This is a genomic window from Nocardia sp. alder85J (assembly GCF_020176955.2).
Lineage (GTDB): Bacteria > Actinomycetota > Actinomycetes > Mycobacteriales > Mycobacteriaceae > Nocardia.
The window spans coordinates 141,497-164,526 of sequence record NZ_JAIUCZ020000003.1; the positions used below are offsets into that span (position 1 = coordinate 141,497).

Annotated in this window: 8 protein-coding genes (1 of these 8 cut by a window edge); 2 read left to right on the plus strand and 6 right to left on the minus strand. The window is 69.1% G+C overall.

The window, feature by feature from the left end; translation table 11 throughout:
- A protein-coding gene (locus LBW94_RS12060) for a C2 family cysteine protease (protein WP_266270695.1) crosses the window boundary here: on the minus strand, positions 1 to 18,621 show its 5' portion. The gene continues 16,827 nt to the left of window position 1, outside the view; the window shows 18,621 of its 35,448 coding nt (coding positions 1-18,621); it begins with the start codon at positions 18,619 to 18,621; its stop codon lies beyond the left edge, outside the window.
- A 185-nt stretch (positions 18,622 to 18,806) separates the two neighbouring features.
- Between LBW94_RS12060 and dtd the strand changes: the two genes are divergently transcribed.
- The gene (gene dtd / locus LBW94_RS12065) at positions 18,807 to 19,250 is read left to right on the plus strand and encodes a D-aminoacyl-tRNA deacylase (RefSeq protein WP_225057780.1); all 444 of its coding nucleotides are present in this window, start codon (positions 18,807 to 18,809) and stop codon (positions 19,248 to 19,250) included.
- Between the two features lie 138 nt (positions 19,251 to 19,388).
- Positions 19,389 to 19,598, plus strand: coding sequence for a hypothetical protein (locus LBW94_RS12070; RefSeq protein ID WP_225057779.1), 210 nt, complete (start codon positions 19,389 to 19,391; stop codon positions 19,596 to 19,598).
- 31 nt (positions 19,599 to 19,629) lie between these two features.
- Here the strand turns inward: LBW94_RS12070 and map are convergent, their stop codons facing one another.
- The 5 genes from map to rpmD form a co-directional block, all read right to left on the minus strand.
- Positions 19,630 to 20,430 (minus strand): type I methionyl aminopeptidase, encoded by an 801-nt coding sequence (gene map, locus LBW94_RS12075; protein ID WP_225057778.1) that lies wholly within the window; start codon positions 20,428 to 20,430, stop codon positions 19,630 to 19,632.
- Positions 20,431 to 20,435: 5 nt separating this feature from the next.
- Positions 20,436 to 20,981, minus strand: a complete 546-nt coding sequence (locus LBW94_RS12080) for an adenylate kinase (RefSeq protein ID WP_225057777.1) — start codon at positions 20,979 to 20,981, stop codon at positions 20,436 to 20,438.
- Positions 20,978 to 22,297 carry a preprotein translocase subunit SecY gene (gene secY, locus LBW94_RS12085; protein WP_225057776.1) on the minus strand — a complete coding sequence of 440 codons (1,320 nt, stop codon included), beginning with the start codon at positions 22,295 to 22,297 and terminating at the stop codon, positions 20,978 to 20,980. The genes LBW94_RS12080 and secY overlap by 4 nt, the downstream gene beginning before the upstream one ends.
- Before the next feature lie 103 nt (positions 22,298 to 22,400).
- Entirely contained in the window at positions 22,401 to 22,847 is a 447-nt protein-coding gene (gene rplO / locus LBW94_RS12090; protein ID WP_225057775.1) for a 50S ribosomal protein L15, read from the minus strand.
- Positions 22,844 to 23,029: a 50S ribosomal protein L30 gene (gene rpmD, locus LBW94_RS12095; protein WP_225057774.1), complete on the minus strand. Its 186-nt coding sequence runs from the start codon at positions 23,027 to 23,029 to the stop codon at positions 22,844 to 22,846. The genes rplO and rpmD overlap by 4 nt, the downstream gene beginning before the upstream one ends.
- Between the last annotated feature and the right edge of the window lies 1 nt (position 23,030).

Consider the following 23,030-nt stretch of genomic DNA (forward strand, 5'->3'; position numbering starts at 1 on the left):
CCGATCGACGCCCGCGATGAGCAGACGGGCCGGCAACACCTGGCCGGCGGCGGTCAGCATGTCGAAGCGGTGCGACAGCATGTCGATGCTGACGCCGGCGTCGAACCCGATCGAACGGGCGAGGAACTGCCGGTAGGCGCCGCGGACCTGATCGACGGTGAGCTTGTCCCCCTTCACCTTCAGTGTGTCCAGCAGATCGAGCAGCAACGCCCGCTGCATCGAGGTCGGCGGGCCGTGCGTATTGAATTGCGCCAGCAGCTGATCGACGTGGGCGAGGGTCGGCGGCGTCGAACCGCGCAGGATGCCCTCGGACCGCAGCAGATCCACCAGCCGCCGGACCGTGGTCAGCTCCTGGACCTGATCTCCGCGGGTGCTGCGCGACGACCCGGCCAGGGCGGAGCGCAGATATTCCAGCGCACGCAGTTGCGGTCCGGGATCACGGAACCGGCCGGTCATCTGTTCGTGCCGGTGGAACAGCCCGATCGCCCGGGCCAGCTGCTGATCCGGCGTGCTGCCACGGGCCAGGAAATTCGCCAGACTCGTTCGGCCGCGCGACGATTCGACCGCCGCGATGACGTCGCCGGTGGCCGCGCGCGCGGCCACCGGACCGGTCCGCGCCTCGGAACCCACGGGTGCCGTCGCCGTGATATTCAGCGCGCCTTCGAGTTTCGCGGTCCCGGCCGTGATCGCGGCGGTGCCGAGGGTCTCCGGCGCGACGGCGGTCGAAGCATCGGCCCGCCCGGTGCTCGCGTCGAAGACGCGGACCCGGACCTCGCCGGGGTCGATCTCGACGGCACGGCGCGCCTCGTCGAACGCGGCCAGCGCGTTGCGCAGGGCGGCCGCGCGCGCACGCGACGCGGAGACGAATCGCGTGGTGCGCGAACGGACCCCGGTCGCTCCCCGATGATCGGCCCACACCACGGCCGCGACCGGCGCACCATTGCTCTGCTCGGTATCCGCCACGAAGCGGCCCAGCGCGGTGGCCACCTCCCCGGCCATCGCCGCCGGGGAGAGGTCGTCGCCGGTCACATGCCACGAGACCGCGTCCGCGGCGTCGATGTCGCCGATGGCCAGCACCACCGCACCGCGGCCGGCGGCCTCCGGATCGAAGGCCAGCAGTCGTACCGGCGCCGCGGTGCCGCCGGTCCGATTGGCGGCCAGCGCCGCCTCCAGTTCGGCGTCGTACACGACGGCGAGGACGTTCTCCAGATTCCGTTGCCGTCGTTGCTGTTCCGGCGACAACCGGTCGAGTTCGGCGAGCTTGCCGAGTTCGGTCGCGACGTAGTTCCAGTTGAGCAGGTCGCGGACCTGCGCCGGAATACCTTCCGCGGTGCGCAGTTCCGGGAAATCGGTGGCCAGCCGGTGCTGGTATTCCGCGGCGAGATCGGAGAAGTGCAGATCGCTCCACCACTGCCGGCCGTGCTGCCGCCACCAGGTCGCGATGTCGTGGGTCCTGGTGCGCACGTCGGACTTTCGCGCCGCCGGCGGGAATTCCGGCGGCACGATCCGGTCCTGTTCCGACAGCGGCTCCGGATGCGCGTACAGCTCCACCTGGGTGGAGGGCCGCACCGCACCGGTGGCGAGCAGTTGCGACCAGTCGTCCAGTTCGCGCCGCCGGTCCGCGATCCGCGCGCGTTCGCGGGCGAGATGCTCCCGGACCTCCGGCGCCGCGGCGCCGCCCTCTCGCCGGCTCAGCGCGGCGTCCTGGACATTCAGCAATCGGCGCTGCCGGGCGACCTCGGCGGCCTGACGCGCCGGTTCCCCGGCCCGCTCGCGCACCTCCCCGTTCAGCCCGGTATGCGTGGGGTCGAAGCGGCGGCGCTCGAATCCCGGTGCGACCTGCAATCCTTCGCGGCGCAACAGATCCAGGGCGTAGTCGTTCATCTCCTCGCGCGGGTGGTAATGGCCGCTGTGATCGGTCATCACCCGCAGGCGGCCGTTGTCCGCCACCAGATAGCCCGCGCTGGTGACCGTCCGGCCGCCGAGGAAGGACGAGTGGAACGTCACCACCGTGGTGTCACCGGCGTACAAGTTGCCGAATTCGTCCATGACGAATTTCGCGCCCTCGGTATGGAACGGAGCGCCGTCGCGCGCCTGGTACAACCGGCCGTCCGGCCCGACGAAGAGGCGGTGCTGCTCACGCTCCTCCGGCGTCATGTAGTGCGTCGACAACATGAACTGGAACTTCGGCGTGTTCAGTGTCGCGGTCCCGGCCGCCCACTGCTCCTCGGTCAGGCCGAGATCGAGGTTGGTGAGCACCCGGATCGGCCGGTGCTCCAGGGCGTAGTCCGGGCCGAGGACCGCGCCGTCCAGCAGCGGGACCCGCGAGGACGCCAGGATGCGATTCTTCGGGGCCGGAATCTGTTCCTGCGGTATGGCATCCGGCACCGGGTACGGCAGCGGCTCGATCGGGCGGACGGCCACGAACAGCGTGCCGCCCGGCGCCAGTCCGATCTCGTAGTTGCCGGGGCCGGTAGTGCGCAGGTGAATCGTGTTGCCCCGCGGGAACTCCGCGATGGTGGTCGTCGACCCGTCCCCGCGCGTCACGACGATGTTGGTGCCGAACGTGTGGCTCGCCACCTTCAGCAGTTGTGCGTGCGTCAGGTCGGCGTTGTGACCGGCGTGGACCTCGAAATCGTGAGCGGGATCGCGCAACAGCGCGATCACCTGCCGGACCCGCCCGGTGGCCTCCTGGATCCAACCCCGGTCGAACTGCTCGCGCTGGTTCCGCTCGCCGTCCAGGTACGCCGTGCGAGTCGCCGGATCGAGGTCGAACCAGTCGTCGAACTCCCGGCGCCGATTCTGCTCGTCCGCCCAGGCATCCTCGAGCGGCCCGAACCGCAGGGTGTCCGCGTAGTTGTCGAAGTCCCGCTCCAGCGTCTCGGCGAGCGCCGCCCGCACGTCGAGCGCGGTACCGGCGTTGAAGGTCACGGCGAGGGTGGTGAACAGCGGGTCGCGGTCGGCGTGCACCGGTTCCCAGGTCACCGGGCCCGCCTGCGCGGGCTGCCCGGCCGGTTGCGTGGCCTCCTGGACCACCGCCGGCCGGACCGCCGCGTGGTAATGCCCGCCACCGTAATCCACACGCACCAGGACCGCCTGCGCCGTGGCCGGATCACCGATCGGCGCGACCCAGCGTTCGTCGACGATCGCGATCGTGGTGCGCTGCGACTCGCCGATCGCCTTGGGCAGCAGATCGGCCAGGGTGTTGTCGTAGACCCCGCCGAGCCGCAACTGGTTCAGGTCCCGGGCGAACAGCGCGGCCCGGTCCGCCTCCGCCACACCCTGCGGATGATAGAGCGCGAAGAAGGCGGCGCGGTTGGTCTGGATGTGGGCGATGGCCTCGTCCCGGACCTGCAGGTGCGACTTCCGACTGCCGGAGGCGTCGATGAACGACTGGAACAGGCAATTGCCGTCCGGCGCAACGGTCTTCAGTCGCAATCCGAAAGTGTCGACCAGGTGCAGCTGGTCCCGGCTCGGCGCCCAGCGCAGCCGCTGGAGGTCGTCCAGCACGTGCTCGGGGTCCTCGGTGCCCAGCGCTTGCCCCAATATCCCAGCGGCCGAAACGAATTCGGCATCGGGGTGCCGGGACAGCGCGTCCCGCAGTACCTCCAGGTGCCGACTGCCGTGACCGCGGGCCACTTCCAGCGACCGGGTCAGCCGGCCGCCGAAGAACAGGCGGGCCGCGGCGCGCCGCTCGTCGTGCGCGAGATCCGGTACCGCCGCGACACTTTCGGTGTCGTCCGGCGCTGAGGTGTGCGCGGTCGCCGTCGCGTGGGTGGCCGCCACCGCGGGCGTCCCGGCGCCGGGCGCCGGTTGTGCCCGGTCGAGCTGTGCCCCGCTGTCGTCGGTGAGCCAGCCCAGCTGCTTGAAGACCGCGAGGATGCCGGGGTCCATCGCCGCGGCGTAATCGCCGTCCGCCATCGCGGCCAAGCCGAAGACCCGGGCGGCGTAGTGCGCGATCGCACCGTGCTCGAGGTCCGCCGAGTCGTCCTCGGCCCGCATGAGCATCGGACCGCTGAGGAACGCCGCCGTGATCACCAGTTCCGGGTCGACGCCGCGCAGCGCCGCCAACTGCTGCAACCGCAGCAGGGCGGCCGGAATCGCCGCGATGCCGCCGGTGTACAGGGATTCCAGCAGCTCCTTGTATTCGCGGCCCAGATCGTCGAGTCCGGCGGTGCGCTCGATCGCCACCTGCATGCGCAACCACTGCTCCAGTACACCGCGCTGGGCCTGGATGGCGCGCCGATCGGCCCGGTCGTACTGCTCGATGAACCGCAGCGGGATCGCCGCCATGAGGTCGGCCAGATACCGGGAGTTCGGCGGGGCCACGATGAAGTTGTTGTTCATCCAGCCCTCGCGGTACTGCTGCTCCACCTTGAGCCGCAGTTGCTCCTCGAGCGGGAGGCTCTGGTCCATGTCCTCGAGCCAGGTCACGTCGCGGACCAGTGGGGCGAGCACCGGGATGTCGTCCTCGTGCATGTACATCGGCCCGATGTCGGCGAGTTTCACCGCGCCGGGGCCCAGATCCACGTCGGCGTACACGCCACCGCGCAGCTTCAGCACCGCGTAGCGCCCGATGTCCGCCACCAGGTTGAAGGCGCCGGCCTGCATGCTCAGGTCGTACACGGCGGCCAGTTCGGCGCCACCCACCTCCTCGACGATGTCACGCACATCGTCGCGGATGACGAATCTGTGTGCGGCGGCGGCGAGTTCCGGATCCTGCTCCAGCTGGGCCCGCACCCGGTCGTAGCCACCCTGGGTCCACAGCGTGAAGGTCCAGTCCGAATCGCCCGCCGAGGTCACCCATGCCTTGATGTTCGCCAGCGCCGGGGCACTGAGCTCACCACCGAACCAGGCGAGATTCATATCGTGCGGAATCTCGTGCACCAGGCTCGGATCGGCCGCGCGCAACTCCGGCATCAGATTCGCGGTCATCAGCGCATGGACCCGGGACAGCCCGGCCTGCTGCGCGCCGGCGATGAGCAACCGGGCGGGCAGCACGGCGCTCGCCGCCGTGAACCGATGGAATTCGGCGCCGAGGGCGCCGACGGTCACCGTCCGGCCGTCCACGGTCGCCCGCTTGCGATCGACGACCGTGGTCTGCCCGCCGACGGTCGCCGTCGTGCCGTCGACGGTCACCGTCCGGCCACCGAGCGTCGCGGCCGGGCGGGTGAGGAACTGCCGGTAGGCGGCCTCGACCCGCTCGGAGGTGGTCGCCTGCCCTCGTACCTTCACCTGGTCGAGCACGTCGAGCAGCAGGGCCCGATGCGCATCGGTCACCTCGGCGATGTCCGTCCCGGCATGGAATCCGGTGAGCAGCCGGTCGACGTCGGCGACGGTCGGGGCGGCCGTGGCGGACACGAATCCCTTGTGCCGCAGGATATCCGACAGTTGCCGGGCGACCGTCAGATCCCGGACCCGGGCCGCGTCGCCGACGGGCGCGACACCCAGGTCGGTCAACAGGCGCTCCAGCGCCCGCAATCGCGGTCCCGGATCGAGGAACCGGCCCGAGACCTGCTCGTGCTGATTGCGCAGGCCGATCGCCTTGGCCAGCTGCTGATCCGGATTGCCGCGGGACAGGAAGCTCGCCAAACTCACACGGCCACGCACGGATTCGGTCACCGGCGCGACCACGTTCGTGGCATGCGAAGCCGCGGCGGCAGTCTCGTTCAGCTCCGCCGGAGCAGTGTCGTTCAGCTCCGCCGGAGCAGTCTCGTGCGACCGCCCCGGGGCGGTGTCGTTCAGCCCCTCGGCGGTGTCGTCCAGCCCCTCCGGGGCGGCACCCACCCGGCGGTCGAAGGTCGTCCCCGCCACCTTGTCCAGGCCGAACAGCGTGCGCGCGCCGGCGCCGCTGACCGTGATCCCGGTGAACTTGTTGAGGTGTTCGAGCCCGACGTACAGCGTGCCGTCCTCGCCGTAGCGGATCCCCGGCATCGGCGGTGCGACCGGGGCTCCGAGGCGGCCGTGGCGGCGCCACGGATTCCGCAGGATCAGCTCCACCGGTTCCCCGGCCTCGTTCCGCTCGATCCCGAGCACCGCGAAGCTGTGCGTGCTGACCAGACCGGGGTACCGGAGGAGATCCTCGCGGGTGGCGCCCCACTTGCGGGTGTCGGCCATCACCAGGTCGCCACGGTCCAGGGCGATCTGGACGCGCTCGGCGACGGTCCGCGCCACGATCGGATCCGGCGCGGTGCTCTGCCAGTACTCGTCGGCCGCGGCGAGGCCGACGAGCCGATCGATCTGCGCGGCCCAGCGCTCCGGCTGACCGGGCTCTAGGCGCTGGTTCAGGAAGCGGCGGAATCCGTCGGTGAGGGCCGGGTTGTGCCACCGGATGTGGTCCATGAACGCGTGGACCGCCCCGGCCACATCATTGGGGTGTTCCTCCAGCAGGAGCTCCATCCGTTCCCGGCCCGCTTCGGAGCCGGTCGGATTGCGCTCCAGGTCGATGTGCTCCGCGAGACTTCGCTCCCATGCGGCTTGCAGCGAACCGATCGCGTGGGCGAATTCCAGATCGCCGCCGGTCAGTTCCTGCAGGGTGTCCACATCCATCCGCATCGGATGGAGGAAGTAGGGGTCGGCCACGGTGCGGGCCGGGCGGGCCCGGGTGTCGCTGGGCAGGGTGTCCGGCATCAGCGCCGCGGCGGCGGCCTGCGAGGAGTCACCATCGATGCCGACATAGCCCCGGTCCCGGCCGCGGAACACCGCGTACGCCTTCTCCAGCATCGCCGGCCACAGCACGCCGTTGCGGACGTCGGCATTGCGCACGGTCCCGGTGGGAGTCAGGTAGAGATCCTTGGTCACCCGGATCCATGCTTCGCTGCGATCCGGGTTGTAGAACCGCACCGCCACCGAATCGCCCAGGTCGCGCATCATGTCGGCGAGCAGTCCGGGCGTGCGGGCCAGTCCGATCATGTTCGAGATCAGGTAGCAGTCACCCAGATTTCCCTGTGCGACATCCGATTCCCGCGGGCCCTCCGCCGACCACAGCGGCAGGTCGAAGGTCTGCATCCGGGGCAGGTTGATCCCGGACACCGCCGTCGACATCCGCCGCCACGCCGTCCCGGCGTTCGCATCGGCCGGATCGCGGACGAGGATCGTGTTCCGGTCCACGGTGCCGTCCGACAGTTCCAACGGACGCACCGTGATCGTGGAGTCGGCGGCGAGCTTGCGCGGCCGCCCGTCGGTGCCGTCGAACCAGATGCCGGTGTCGGCCATCAGGTACTTCGTCGACGAGAACCAGCTCGGTTTGTATTCCTCGAACGCCGCCGCCGCGATCGCGGTGCTCACCCAGACCGGGTCGGCGTCGGTCTTCTTGTCCCAGGGCACCAGGCCGACGTATTCGCGGCCGGTGTTCCGATCGGTGATGGCCGGTCCGGCGATGCGCCGCCACCCGGTCCCGGGGTGGAACCGCTGGGCGTTGCCGAACATGTCGAGGACCACCATGCGGTCCTCGGGCACCCACGAGATGACAGCCGGAGCGACGTAGCTGTGGTCGCTCCACGGATTCGCTTGCGGCGCTTCCTCCCCGGTGTGTGATTGCGGCTGCGTGGCCGGCGCTCCGATGCCGTCACCCCGCTGGTCGGCCGGTACCGCGTCCTCCGGCGGGATGCCGGTCTCCATCCAATGGAAGAAGTCGGCGACCTCGTAATCCTGCCAGGCAGCGCCGGATTCGGGTGTCTCGTCGACGAACAGGCCAGGCCCGGCCCCGGGGTCGCGCGCGTCCTCGGACATTCCCGCGAGATCGGCGGACTCCGGGTCGTCGGCGGTGCCGTCGCGGACCGGCCGCCCGCGTACCGCCCGATCGAATACATCATTGAACGTGTTGCGCGCGAACCAGTTCCGCAGCTGTCGCGTCGCGGCGTCCTCGTCCAGGATCTGCGGGCCCTCGTCCTGCTGCGTGCCGAACTGCTCCGGTTGCGCCGCGGTCGCCGGCGCGACGGTGTGCTCCGGAGTCGTGCCGGTGCCGCCCGTGGTCGCCGGTGCGATGCTGTCCTGCGGCGTAGGCATCGTGACATGACCCGCTCGCTCCAGATTCGAGATCGCCTGCGCCACTGCGAAATGCACGCCGACCGGCTGGCCATTGCCGCCGAGCACCTGCCCCGACGGCCGGCTGCGGGTCGCGCTCGCGGCGCTGTCGACCACCCGGATATCGGGCACGGTCGTCGAATGCGCCCGGCGGGCGGCCCCGAACGTCGCCAGCGCGGTGTTCAGGAGACGGGTGCGTACACCCTGCGACGTCCCGGCCTGGGGTACGCCGGAGCCGGGAACCGGAGCCCGATGCCCGATCCACATCACGGCGGCGACGTCGCCCGCCGGATTCGCCTGCTTGGCTGCGACGAAATGCTCGATGCCGGTCGCCAATTCACCGGACATCGAGTTCAGTGCGGCGGTTCCGGTGGTGGCGTGCCACACCACGGATTCCGCGGCATCGATGTCGCCGAGACCCAGCACCACCGCGCCGCGACCGTCGAACGCGTCCAGATCCAGCGTCAGCAGGTGGACCGGCGGCTCCTCGCCGGCCCGGCCGCCGTTCAGCCAGGTCTCCAACTGGGCCTCGTACAGGGCGTACTTGACGGACTCCAGATCCCGGCCCCGCTGCTGCTGTGCCGCGGTGGGCATGCGGATGTGGGACAGCCGCTCGGACTCCGCATCGACGTAGACGCGGTTGAGCGTGTTGCGCACCTCCGCCGGAATACCGTCGGCATTGCGCAGTTCCGGGAAATCGACCGTCAGGCGCCGCTGATACTCCTTGTCCAGATCGGTGAAATGCACATCGTCCCACCAGCTCTCGCCGTGGTCACGCCACCACGCCGCGAGTTCGGCGGTGCGGGCGGACGCGTCCGTGCTCACCCGAGCCGGCGCCGGGAACTTCGGCGGCACGATCCGATCCTGCTCGGACGTCGGCGCCGGATGGGCGAACAGCTCCAGCGTGGCCGAGGGCCGCGGCCGATTGCGGGCCAGTTCGGCCGCCCACGCATCGAGATCGGCCTGCTCGGCGGTCATGGTCTGCCGAATCATGGTGAGCTGCTGCTGCATCACCGGCGTCGCGGCATTCCGCTCCCGCCGGTTCACCACGACGTCCCGAATCTGCAGGTTCGCGCGCCTGCGAGCGACCTCGGCCAGCTGCCGGGCAGTCTCGCCGACCCGTTCCCGCACCTGTCCGCCCAGGCCGGTGGGGTTGGCCCTGAGGTCGAAGCCCCGGCGCTCGAAATTCGGCGGCAGCTGCAATCCGCGCCGGCGCAGCAGGTCCAGGCCGTAGTCGTTCATCTCGAGCCGCGGCTGATAGTGACCGCTGTGGTCGGTCATCACGCGCAGCACACCGTTGTCCACGATGAGATAGCCCGCGGCGGTGACGCCCTTTCCGGCGAGGAACGACGAGTGGAAGGTGACCACGGTGGTATCACCGGAGTACAGGTTGCCGAATTCGTCCATCACGAACTTCGCGCCACCGGTGTGGTACGGGGCGCCGTCGCGCGCCTGGTACAACCGCCCATCGGGTCCGATGAAGATGCGGTGCTGCTCGCGTTCCTCCGGCGTCATGTAGTGCGTCGGCGGTTTGCCGCGGAACGTGATGGGTTTCAGCTTCGCGGTGTTCACGACCCAATCCATCGGCGTCATGCCGAGATCGACGTTCGTGAGTGTCCGGATCGGGCGGTTCTCCCCGGCGTAGTGCGCCCCGAGCACCGAGCCGTCCAGCAGCGGAGCCGCGCGGGAGGCCAGCACCCGCTCGTACGGCGGCGGAATCCGGTCGCGCGGAATCGCTCCCGGAATCGGCGCCGCGGCGGGCTCGATCGGGCGGACACTCGCGTACAGCGAACCGTTGGCGTTCAGGCCGAGGTCGTACCGGCCCGGCGCCGTGCGGCGCAGATACACGGTCACCCGCCGCTCGTGCTCGGTGACGTGGGTCGGCGCGCCCGAGGGATGTTCGAGCACGATATTGGCCTTGAAGTGCCGGGAGGCCAGGACCAGCAGGTCCCGATGGGTGAGGTCGCCCTCGCGGACCGGATTGCCCTCGAAATCGTGCGCGGGATTACGCAGTTGGGAGATCGCGCGCTGCAACCGGATATCCATCTGCGCGCGGTAGTTCTGGTCGAAGGTATCGCGGGTCTGCCGCTCCGCGTTCTCGTTCGCGGTCCGGTACGACGGATCGGCCAGGACTCGGGCGTCGTACTGCCGGCGCCGGACGACCTCGGCCGCCCACTGGGCCGCCAGCCGCTCCGACGGCAGCGCCTGCTGATAGTGCCCGATGTTCTGCTGCAACTCGTCGGCCAGGGCCGACCGCAGCTGCCGCGGAGAGTTGTCGAAGGTCCGGGCGAGCGTGGTGATCAAAGGGTCCGCCACCGCGCCCATCGGCTCCCACACCGGCGGGCCGGGCCGGGGAGCGGTGCGCGCGGGCTGCCCGTCGACGCCGGTGTTCGCCGGTCGGACCGCCGCGTGATAGTGCCCGCCGCCGTAGCCGATTCGCACCAGCACCGCACCGGCGGTGGCGAGATCGCCGGTCGGCGCCTGCCACCGGTCGTCGACGATCGCGAGGGTCGTGCGCTGCGATTCCGCGATCGCGCGCGGCAGCAGATCGGCGAGATTGTTGTTGTAGATCCCCGACCTGCCCAGCTGGCGCAGTTCCGACTCGAACAGCGCCGCGCGGCCGTCCTCCGCCACCCCCTCCGGGTGGTAGAGCGCCAGGAAGGCCGCCCGATTCGCGGCGATGTGGGCGATCGCCTCGTTACGAACAGTCAGATGATGTTTCGTACTGCCGGAGGCGAGGACGAAGGCTTCGAACAGGCAGTTGCCGGTGGCCTCGACGGTGGTCAGCTCGAATCCCGCCGTCTGCAAGGCCGTCAGCTGCGCCACGGTCGGCGCCCACCGGTAACCGCGCAGGGCGGTGAAGGCCTGTTCCAGGTCGGCCGCGCGCAGGATCTGGTCCAGGGCCGCGACCGCCACCCGGGCCTCGGGAATCGCGGCAGCGGATCCGGCCAGGGTGCCCCGCAGGACGACGAGCGCGTCGCGTCCCTGCTGCCGGGCGATGTCCACCGCGCCGGAGAACGTGCCGTCGAACAATGTCCGCGCCGCATCCCGGCGTTCGTCGTGGGTGAGACCGGGTCCCAGGATCGGGTCCACGGCGGTGTGGACGGCCGGGACCGGTGCCGGATTCGTCGCGGCCGACTCGGTCTTCGCCGCGGTCTGCACGGTCGGCGTGGACGCCTCCGAGGCGGCGGCGGCCCGGTCGCCGTGCCACGCGGCCGGGGTGAACGCCGCGCGTATCCCCGGCGCCAGCCCGGCGGTCTGGTCGTGTGGTCGCAGCGACCGCAGCCCGAACACGTCCGCGGCGTAGTTCGCCACCGACTGCGCGAGGGTGGCGCGGCCGCCACGGCGCGAGGGGTCACCGAGCCGCGCCACGATCGCCGCCAGATGATGGGCCGGATAGCGCGAATTCGGCGGAGCCACCAGGAAACGGTCGCTCAGACCGCCGCGCCGGTACTGGTTCTCCGCCGCACGCCGCGTCCGGGCGGCCGGCGAGAGTCCCGGCGACGTGTGGGGCGGGACCGCCCGTCCGATCGACGGACCGAAGACCGGGAGGTCGTCCGTGTGCATCGGCATCGGCCCGAGGTCGGCCAGCTTCACCGCGCCCGGCCCGAAGGCGGGATCGGTGAACACGCCACCGCGGACGTACAGCCCCGCGTAGCGGCCGATCTCCGCGGCCAGGCCGGGGTCGTTCACGAGGGCCTCGTCGTAGGCGTTCACCAGTTCCTCGCCGCCCGCCTCGGCGACGATGTCGCGCAGATCGGTACGGACGCTGAACTTGTCGGCGAAAGGCGCGAGCTCCGGATCGTTGTCCAACCGGGTACGGAGTTCGTCGCCGCCGCTGTGTGCCCACAGCGTGAAGGTCCAGCCGGAATCGGCCGCCGAAGTGATCCAGCCCTTGATGTTCGCCAGCGCCGCCGGTCCGAGCGCGCCGGCGACGGTGAAGTTCATCTCCTGCGGAACATCCCGCACCGCAGCGGAATTCGCGGCACGCAGTTTCGGCAGCAGATTCGTGCTCAGCGTGTCGTGCAGTCGGCGCAGGCCGTCGCGCTGTGCCCCGGCGATGAGCAGCCGGGCCGACAGCACGGCGCCGGCGCCGGTCAGTTGCTCGAAGCGCGCGGGCAGATCGCCGAACGTCGTCGCCGGACCACCGGCCGTCGCGGCCGTGCGGGTGAGGAACTGCCGGTAGGCGACGCGGGCCTGTCCGACCGTGATCGCCCGATGATTCGCCTTGAGATTGTCCAGCACATCGAGCAGCAGCACCCGATGCATCGGTTCCACCTCGGTGGCCGTCCCGTGGTGGAACTCGGTCAGCAGTTGATCGACATGGGCGACCGTCGGTACCACCGACCCTCGCACCAGACCCTCGCGGCGCAGCAGATCCGTCAACCGCCGGACGGTCGTGAGTTCCTGAATCCGTGTCTTCTCGTCGCCGTGCAGCGGCCCGTTCACATCGGTGGCGAGATTCTCCAGCGCACGCAGTCGCGGCCCGGGGTCCTGGAACAGGCCGGTGAGCGTGAACCGATTGTTCAGCCCGATCGCCTTGGCCAGCTGTTGATCTCGCGCACCCTCGGTCAGGAAGTCGGTCAGCGTCGACTGCGGGCGAACCGATTCGGGTGCGACCACCGGACGATCCACGACCACCGCGGTGGCCACCGGCGACTGCTCGCCCTGTCCCTGCTCCGACGGCCGCACCATGGTCGCCGTCGGCACGGCGTCGCCCGGTGCGTCCGTCGACTGCGACGCAGACGGCGCGAGCGGCTGCGCGAGACCGGTTTCCGTCGCCACCACCGGTGTCTCGCCGGGCCGCGACACCTCGGACTCCGACGGCGCGACGATCGGCGGCTGGTGGTGCGATTCCGGATGCGCCTGCGAGTCCGAATGCGCTGTCGACGGCGAGTGCGACTCCGCCGGTCGGATCACCATCGGCCGCGGCCGCTGAATCGGCGACTGCGACGGCGGGAGAATCGGTGACTTCTGCTGCGGCACAGTCGATTCCGGCGACTGCAACGCGGCTGGCAGCGGTTGCCGCGGCGGCGGTACGTCGAATTCGTGCCCCAGCTCGGAATCCTGCTGGTGCAGCAGCGACTCCGGCGGCGACACCGCCGTGGAATCCGTCGCCTTCACCTCCGGCGATCCGGGCGGTGAGATCACGAATTCCTCGTGCGCCGAATGCGAATCGGCGGGCGGCACCGGTTTCTCGGTGCCGTGCGACTCGGACTCGGGCGGCGGCCGGGTGTCCTGCTCGAGCAGCGACTCCTTCTCCTGCTCCGCCGCGGGCTCCGGGGTGAGCTGATCCTGTGAATCCTGCGGCGCCACCGGCTGGATCGGCATCGGACGCGCCTTGCCCTCGTGCTGGAGCGTCGGGACCAGTTGCCGCAGTTGGTCTTCCGATTCCCGCAGCGCGTTCTCGGTGATTTCGGTGGGCGCCTGCTCGTGCGCCTTCGCCGCGTCGGTGTACCGGATGATCGCCATCTTGACGTGGCTCTGATCGGTCTGCACGTAGAGATCGTCATCGGCCGCGACGTAGTACTTGACGCTGCCGTTCTGGCCGTTACGAGCGGCCCGGTTCTCGGCCTGGACGTCGATGTCGCGGGACTCCGCGGACCGGCTGGTGATGAGCACGTGCAGACCGCCGTGCTCCTCGCTGACCCTGTCCGAGATCTCGATGTCGACACCGCGGCCACCTTGCCGGTTGATCACCAGCACCTTGCCGAGCCCACCTGCCTCCTTGAAGATCTGCTGGAGCTTCGCCTCGGCGGCCGGGCCCTCCTTCGCGAACCAGGCGGCGTCGACGGCGACGTGCTCGACGCCCTTGTCCGTCAGCAGTTTCGACAGCTGCGCGACCTCGCTGTTGCGGTTCGCGATCACCAGCTGTGGCTGCCGGGTGGTCTGCTGTTTCTCGGCGATGTCGTCGACCATCATCCGATGCTTCCCGGCCTGGTTCTCGGCGACGCCGTCCGCACCGACGGCGAGCTGGAGTTCCTTGAACCGCGGAATCTCCACGACATCCGCCATGCCGAACTCTTTGAGTTCGCGGGCCACGCCCTTGGCGGTACCGGAGGCGCCGGTCGTCTCCTTGCCGTCCGCCTTGCTGAACATCTCGCTTGCCGACAGACTCTTGGTCTTCGCGGGGTCGGAGTCCGAGCGGATCGTCAGGTCGTGCTTCGCCTCGACCGCCTGCGCCAGACCACCGTTCCAGCGGCTCTCGGTGGAGGTCTCCGGATCGAACATCACCTTGTGGGTGCTCTGGTCGATGATCAGGACCCGGCCGTCGTGCACGATGTAGTGGTCGTTCTCGATGAACTCCCACTTGGCCGACGCGGCCATGTTGATCCGGTTCAGCTCCTCATCGCTGAGCTTGTGCCCCATCAACTCTTCGGCCTTGGCGCGACCGGCGTCGGTGAGCACCGCGCGCCCGCCGACCTGACCTTCGCGGCGGCCGAAGTCCGCCTCGGTCAGCTTCCCCTCCGCGACACGATCTTTCAGGAACTGGTGAGCGTCCTTCACCTCCCCGATGGTCTTCTCGTCGGCGGGCCGGGCCGGGCCGTCGGACAGGATGTAGGTGGTGTCGGCGTGGACCAGCGCCTCGTCGATCTCGTCGATCGCGGCCCGGCTGCCCGGTACCTTGTTCCCGCGCAGCTGCCCGAATCCGGCATCGTTCATGGTGCCGATGTAGATGGTCGGCTTGCCCTCCACCGGCAGCGCGTAGTCGTGGTCCGGATTCATCCGGATGATGTCGAAACCGAAGTCCGACAACGTCTTCTTGTACTGGTCGAAGGCCTCGACGGCGAGGGAGTCACGGGTGGTGAACACCTGCACGATCTTGACCTTGGCCGACTTCATCATGGCGTCGGCGAGGAACACCAGGGTCTTGCCCTCACCGGCGGCCATGTGGATCGGACCGTGCTGCATGGCCAGCACCGCAGTCACCTGGGTCCAGCGCAGCGTCTTGCCCGACTTGCGGCGGATCACCTCGATCGAGGCCGCCATCGCCTCGTGCTCGCTGCCGTGCTCCAGCGCGTTCTTGACGGCGGACTGCAACTGCTCGTCGGTGAGTTTCGTCCAGCCGTCGTGCTCGTGCGCCGCCAGGACCTGATGGGCCTCGGCCTGATAATCCCGGCTGATCTCGAGATCGAGATCGAGATCGTCGTGGTGGCTCGCGGGATCGTCGTGCGAACTCCCGTGCGCCGCGGCGGGTTCGGTGACCCGCTTGCCGTTGTAGTCGTAATGCTCGAAGTCGTCGGCCTTCTCGACGCCCTTCAGCATGTTGTGCACCAGATCGGTGACCCGGCCGCGGTCCGGCACGTACGCGCCGGAATGGTCGGTGACCGACTTGATCACACCGTGCTCGACCTCGGCGGTGGCGGCCGTGTGCACGCCGAGCTTGTCGAACGCCTGGTGGGTCCGCACCCAGCCCACGTCCGGCGTCAGGTACAGATTGTCGTTCATGTCCCGGATCAGCATGTGCTGCCGCGTCCGGGTGGGCCATGTGGTGGCCGGGGAGTCGGGGGTGTGCACCAGTTTGCCGGTGCGCGCGTTGTACAGCTTGCCCTCGTGCGCGACGACGCGGAAGTTCTCCGCCTCCCGCTCGGTGAGGTACAGCGGCTCCGGGAATCCGGTGCCGGGCTTCCCGTCCGCGCGGTTGCGCAACGGCTGCGGGCTCTCGCCCTCGTGCGCGGTCGTCTCGTGCCGCGGCGGCACCGGCTCCTCGGTGCCGTCGAAATGCACCTTGCGCGAAGCCGGATCGCTCTCGAACATCTGGTGGATCCAGCGGAGCAGACGCCCGACACCGGGTATCCGCAGCAGCATCTCCTTCGCCACCGAACCCATCCCGCGCCGGATGTCGTCGCGGCTGTCGGTGCTGTGTTCCTTCGGTGTCTTCTCGGGCCGATCACTCTCCGCCGCAGTGGTTTTCGAACCACCGGCCTTCCGGCCGCCACCGGCTCGCGCGGCGCCGCCGCGTTTCGGCCGCGCGACCTCCGACGGCGGCCGGTGCTCGTCGGCCGGGGTGTCGCCGGGCTTGCGGGTGGGCGTCCGATTCGACTTTCCGGCCAGGGGATTCGCGCGTTCCGGCACCGTCGCGTGGTGCTCACCGGCCAGCATCTTGGCGTGGGTGATGCCGTGCTCGTCGAGCAGCACCGACAGTGCCGCGAGGCCACTGGGATTCGACTTGCCGAAGGTCTGTACCGGCTTGCCTTCGTGGTCGAGCACCTGCACCCGGTCGCCGTCGATCTGGGCGGTGAACTTCTGATGCTCGGTGTCACCGAGCAGCGCGGTCCCCTTGAATTCCGGTAGGTCACGGACGAATTCGGCGGTGCTGCGCTCGACCAGGGGCCGGTCGCCGCCCACCGTCACCTCGGACCAGGGCCGGCCCGTGTTCTCCGTGTGCCCGGACACCATCGAGGCGCGCTGGTCGTCCGGCGACCGGTCCTTGCCGGCCACCACCGTGTCGTCGCCGAGGCCGGTCTTCGCGGCGACGCTGGGCCGCTGATCGTCATTGCTCGACCGCAGCGACCGGTTACCGCCGGCGGTCGGCGTGGACTCCTCACGCTTGCCACCGCTGGTCGACGTGGACTCCTCGCGCTTACCGCCGCCCTTGACCGTCTCGGCCGGTGGGGTGGGCTTACCGGTGGTCCGGTCGACCGTGCGGGTCGGGTCGTCGCGCTCCGGCGAGCGCTGGTCGTCGGTCTGCGACCGATTGCCGCGCTGCTGCTCGTTCGACACCCGGGACGGCACCGCGTCGTCGGTCTTCTTGGTGAGCGGCTGTTCGGACTCGTTCTGCCGCGTCGTGCCGACCTCGGTGTCGGAGCGGCGGGCACTGACCGAGGGGCTCGGCACGGTGGACTCCGAGGAGCCCGCACGGCCCGGACCGGAGGCACCCTCCCGGCCCGCGAGCCCCGACCGCTGCTGCTGCACCGGCGTTTCCGGCGAGTTCGTGTTCGACCGCGACGGGTTCGACTGCCCGGACGTGCTCTCCGGCGAACGGATGTCGTTCTGGCCGCCGAGATCGTTGCGGGTGCCGACCACCGGTTTGGTGGTGCCGTCGCCGACGATCGGGGTGCTCTGCTGATCCCGCGTCGAATCGTTCTGGCCGCCGGTGGAACCCACCCGGTTGCCGGTGCTCCCGACATTCCCGGTGCCGGTGTTCCCCGTGCCGTTGACGCCGCGCGTGGTCTGGTCGTTGCCGAAAGTGTCGGTCTGCGAGCGATTGTCGGTCAGCCCGCCGTCATTCGAGGTGCTGCTGCCCGGACTGCCGGCCGGTGCCTCGTATTCGGCTGCCGGAGAACGACTCACGGACCCGTTGCCGACGACGGCGGCGCCCGTGGGATCCTCGGCGACGTTCTGGTTGCCGCCGGCCCGATTCTGATCGCCCGCGGCGAGGTTCTGGTTGCCGGTGCCGCGGTTGCCGGTACCCACGGTGCCGTTCTGGTTGCCGGTGCCGTTCTGGTTGCCGGTGCCGTTCTGGTTGCCGGTGCCGTTCTGCCCGAACCCGTTGGCGCCCTTGCCGTTCCGAGTTCCGTCGCCGCCGGTCCCGTCGCCGCCGCCGGAGTCGATGGACGACCCCGAACCACCCGTGCCGTCCGACCCGATCTTCTCCGGCGCCGCCACCGCGATCGGATGCTCGGACGCCAGCGAGACCGGGCTGATGTCCGGCGCGTCGATCTTCGGTACCTCGATCTCGGGGACGTGCACGCTCCCCGCGGTCATCCGGTACCCGCGGATACCGCCGGACATGGCGCCGGCCACACCACCGAGCAGGCCGACGGAGTTCAACTGGAATTGCCCGCCGTTGAACGGCATCGCGCCGACGGAACCACCCAGCATGCCGCCCACGCCGCCGCCGAGGCCGACGAGCACGTTCTCGGTGATCGCGCGGGTCCGGCCGCCGAAGGCGTTCTCCATCACATTGCCGAGGGACTTGTCGAAGACCTTGCCCAGCGCCTTGCCGGCCCCGTAGCCGAAGGCGCCGCCGAGCCCGCCCGCGACGGTGGCCTCGCCGAATTCGTTCCAGTCGAACGACTTGCGGTGGTGCTGCGCGATCTGGATCAACTGGATGAGCGCGTCGGTGACCGCCTGGGTGACCGCGCCGATCGCCGCGGCCTTGATGATCTCCATCGCGATCTCGCGGGCGATCGTCAATGCGGTACGGGTGGCGGCGATCTCGGCGGCCTCCACCGCGGGTGCGGCCGGTCCGGCCAGGAACGCCCAGGACAGATCGATCAGCAGGATCGCCAGGCCCACGATGATCTGAATCTTGTTGGACTGGATCTGACAACCGACCTTGTCGATCGAATCCGCCAGATCGTTCATCGATTTCGCGACGGCCTGCAACGATTGGTTGCTGGAGTCGTCGGTGATCCCCTTGAGCGTCGACAGCATCGAATCCCGGCCCGGGCCGGACACATACGCGTTGGAGATCGCCGTTTCGATCGTCTCGACCTGAGACACCAGATCCCCGGATCCGCCGGAGATCGCAGTGGCCGCGTTGCGCCACACGTCGGCGAGCTGGAACATCTTGTCCTCGTCGCCGTCCGGCCACGCCGCACCCGCCAGATAGGAGACCGGTCGTAACGCGGGAGGCAGGTCGATACTCACGGCTCACGCACCGTTACCGACCGAGGTCACGGGTCCTCCAAGCAGATCGAGCCGTGCGGCAGGTCATCAGCAGCGCCGTAACAATCAGATAAAACGATAATCACCCGATGGCGTGGATGCGACCCGAGCCGCCACGCCGATGCGGAATTGGCACGGTGTTCACCGCCCTGCGATGATTATCGGCCGTGCGGGTGCTGGTGCAACGAGTGAGTTCGGCGCAGGTGACGGTCGGCGATGAGGTCGTCGGCCGGATCGACCCGGCCGCCGCCGGTGCGCCGCACGGCCTGGCAGCGCTGGTCGGCATCACCCATACCGATACCGCGGCGATCGCGCGGGCATTGGCGGACAAGGTGTTCCGGCTGCGCATCCTGGCCGGCGAGCGATCGGCGGCCGACCTCGGCGCGCCGATCCTGGTGGTGAGCCAATTCACTCTCTACGCGGACACCGCGAAGGGCCGCCGTCCGTCCTGGTCCGCGGCCGCCCCGGGTCCGGTGGCGCAACCGCTGGTCGACCTGTTCGCCGCGACGTTGCGCGACCTCGGCGCGCCCGTCGCCACGGGTCGTTTCGGGGCGCACATGGCAGTGTCGCTGGTCAACGACGGACCGGTCACCGTCCTGCTGGAATCGTGAAAACCCAGCGGCGGCACCGGTCCGTTGTGAAATATCCAGCGGCCCTGCATCGCTCGGCGTGTCGCCGGAAAATCGCGGGAATACTGGGCAGCAGCCAGCACTCGAATCCCGACGCCACCGCGGCGAGGAAGAACGACCATGCGCAAGCCCATCGAGCCCGTCACGGCTCACCCGTCCAGCGAGATTCTCGACTTTTTCGGCAAGTGCCCGGAATGTGGTTACCCCGCACGAGCATCCACCACACCCAGTAGTCCGGGCACCGTCGCCGCCAGTTGTGATCGGCCGTGCGGCTGGACCGGCACCGTGCCGTTGACGACCATGACCCGGCATACCCGCGGGCGGGTCTGAACCGGGCGGCTGCCCGCGCCGAACGGTCCGGCTACTCCGGCCGCGGCGTCAGGATGCGCGGGCCGTCCTCGGTGACCGCGACGCTGTGTTCCCAGTGCGCCGCCCGGCTGCCGTCGGACGTCACCACCGTCCAGCCGTCGTCGAGTTCCCGGGTCTGGGTGGTGCCGAGGGTCAGCATCGGCTCGATCGCCAGCACCGATCCCACGCGCAGCAACGGGCCCTTGCCCGGGGTGCCCTCGTTGGGCAGATACGGGTCCATATGCATCTCGCGGCCGATGGCGTGACCGCCGTAGCCCTCGACGATGCCGTAGGCCCGGCCGTGCTCGCGCTCGGCGGCCCGGGTGCCCTGCTCGATCGCGTACGAGACGTCGTAGAGGCGGTTACCCGGCACCATCGCCGCGATACCCGCCTCCATCGACAGCCGGGTCGCCTCGCTGAGCAATCGGTCCGCCTCGATGATCTCGCCGATGCCGAAGGTCCACGCCGAATCGCCGTGCCAGCCCTCGAGGATGGCGCCGCAGTCGATGGACAGCAGATCACCCTCGGCCAGCACCACGTCCCGGGTCGGAATCCCGTGCACCACCACGTCGTTCACCGACGCGCAGATGGAGGCGGGAAAGCCGTGGTAGCCCTTGAACGAGGGCACCGCGTGCGCGTCACGGATGACCTGCTCCGCGACCTCGTCCAGCTCCAGCAGGGAGACGCCGGGATCGGCCGCCTTCCGCACCGCGACCAGCGCCCGGCCCACGATGGCGCCCGCGGCGGCCATCGCGTCCAGTTCGCCGGCGGTGCGGAACGGCACCACCTTCTTCTGCTTGCGGCCGAAGACCATCCGCGTCAGCGACCCAGGGCGCGCAGCACTCGGGCGTTGACCTCGTCGACCTCGCCGACACCCTCGACGGACACGATGGCCCCGTCGTAGTGCTGCAACAGCGGCTCGGTCTCGTCGCGGTACACCCGCATCCGGTTGCGGATGACGTCCTCGGTGTCGTCGGCGCGGCCCCGGCCCAGCATGCGCTGCACCACCACGTCGTCCGCGACCTCGAAGCTGACCACGGCGTCGAGCTCGTGCCCGGACTCCTTCAGCATCTTCTCCAGGGCCTCCGCCTGGTCGACGGTGCGCGGATAGCCGTCCAGCACGAATCCGTTCACCGCGTCCGGCTCGGCGATGCGCGCCTCGACCATACGATTGGTCACCTCACTGGGCACCAGATCGCCGGCGTCGAGGAACTTCTTCGCCTCCAGACCCAGCGGGGTCTCCTGGGAGATGTTCGCGCGGAACAGGTTCCCGGTGGAGATGTGCGGCACACCCAGCTGGTCCGACAGCAGTTCGGCCTGTGTGCCTTTGCCGGCACCCGGCGGCCCGAGCAGTACGAGTCTCACTTGAGGAACCCTTCGTAATTTCTGTTCATCAGTTGGCTCTCGATCTGTTTGACCGTATCGAGGCCGACGCTCACGACGATCAGGACCGCGGTACCACCGAACGGCAGATTCGACGTGCCACCGGCAGCGCCGATGTGCAGCAACAGGTTCGGAAGTACGGCGACCGCGCCCAGGTAGATCGAGCCGGGCAGCAGCAGGCGGCTGAGCACCTTGCTCAGATAATCGGCGGTCTTGTCACCCGGGCGGTAACCCGGGATGAAGCCGCCGAATTTCTTCATCTCGTCGGCCCGCTCCCGTGGATTGAAGGTGATCTCCACGTAGAAGTAGGTGAAGAAGACGATCAGGATGAAGTAGATGGCGACATAGACCGGGTTACCCGGATTCACCAGATACTTCTGGATGAGCTCCTGCCACCAGCCGGGCTTGGTGGATCCCTTCTGGGTCAGCTGGGCGACCAGGTTCGGCAGGTACAGCAGTGAGGACGCGAAGATGACCGGGATGACACCGGCCTGATTGACCTTCAGCGGCAGATAGGTGGAACTGCCGCCGTACTGTTTACGGCCGACGATCTGCCGGGCATATTGCACCGGGACCCGGCGCTGGCCCATCTCGATGAAGATGACGCCGACGATCACCACGAACGCCGCCACACAGACCAGGCCGAACACCAGGCCGCCGCGGCTGTCGAGAATCGACTTGCCCTCACCGGGAATTCGCGCCGCGATACCCGCGAAGATCAGCAGTGACATGCCGTTGCCCACACCGCGTTCGGTGATCTGCTCGCCGAACCACATGACCAGCGCCGCGCCGGAGGTCATCACCAGCACGATGATGATCATGCCGAAGACGCTGTTGTCGGCCAGGATGTCCTGCGGGCAGCCGCGCAGCAGCTGACCGCGGGCGGCCAGCGCCACCAGGCCGGTGGCCTGGAGGACGGCCAGCGCGACGGCCAGGTAGCGGGTGTACTGGGTCATCTTGTTCTGACCCGCCTGGCCCTCCTTGCGCAACTCCTCGAAGCGCGGGATGACCACCGTCAGCAGCTGGATGATGATGCTGGCCGTGATGTAGGGCATGATGCCGATCGCGAACACCGACAGCTGCAACAGCGCGCCGCCGGAGAACATGTTGATCAGCTGATAGATACCCGCCGAATCACCACCGGAGACGATATCGATGCACGTGCGCACCGCCTTGTAGTTGACTCCAGGCGAGGGCAGGGACGCGCCGATGCGATATAGCGCGATCAGGCCCAGCGTGAAGAGAATCTTCCGCCGTAAGTCCGGGGTCCGGAAGGCCGACGCGAAGGCGGAAAGCACAGATCCTCCTGGCAAACGACATGGGGGGAAAGACGGCAAGCGACACTTGCACTCTAACAGCGACGCCGGACGGGCTCTCACCCATCCGACGTCGAGTTATCTGTCAGGCCAGTTCGGTAGCGGTGCCGCCGGCCGCGGTGATCTTCTCCTTGGCGGAGCCGGAGAACTTGTCGGCGCTGACCTGCACGGCCACGCCGATCTCACCCTCGCCGAGCACCTTCACGAGCTCGTTCTTGCGGACCAGGCCCGCGGCGACCAGTTCGGCCTTGCCGATGGCCCCGCCGGCGGGGAAACGCTCGGCGAGATCGCCGACGTTCACCACCTGGTACTCGGTCCGGAACGGGTTGGTGAAGCCCTTCAACTTGGGCAGCCGCATGTGAATCGGCATCTGGCCACCCTCGAAGGCGGGCGAGACGTTCTTGCGGGCCTTCGTACCCTTGGTACCGCGGCCCGCGGTCTTGCCCTTGGAGCCCTCACCACGACCGACGCGGATCTTGTCGGTCTTGGAGCCCGGAGCCGGACGCAGATGGTGGAGTTTGATGACGCTCATGCTTGAACCTCCTCAACGGAAACGAGGTGGCGCACGACGTTGATCAGCCCGCGGGTCTGCGGAGTGTCCTCACGCAGCACGGTCTGGCGGATGCCCTTCAGACCGAGGGTGCGCATGGACTCACGCTGATTGTGCTTGGCGCCGATCGTGGATTTGACCTGAGTCACTTTCAGCTGTGCCATG

What these genes read in the sequence shown, in the direction of transcription:
- map (WP_225057778.1), bottom strand. Translation starts at nt 20,430, where the DNA reads ATGGTCTTCGGCCGCAAGCAGAAGAAGGTGGTGCCGTTCCGCACCGCC.
- LBW94_RS12070 (WP_225057779.1), top strand. Translation starts at nt 19,389, where the DNA reads ATGCGCAAGCCCATCGAGCCCGTCACGGCTCACCCGTCCAGCGAGATT.
- rplO (WP_225057775.1), bottom strand. Translation starts at nt 22,847, where the DNA reads ATGAGCGTCATCAAACTCCACCATCTGCGTCCGGCTCCGGGCTCCAAG.
- rpmD (WP_225057774.1), bottom strand. Translation starts at nt 23,029, where the DNA reads ATGGCACAGCTGAAAGTGACTCAGGTCAAATCCACGATCGGCGCCAAG.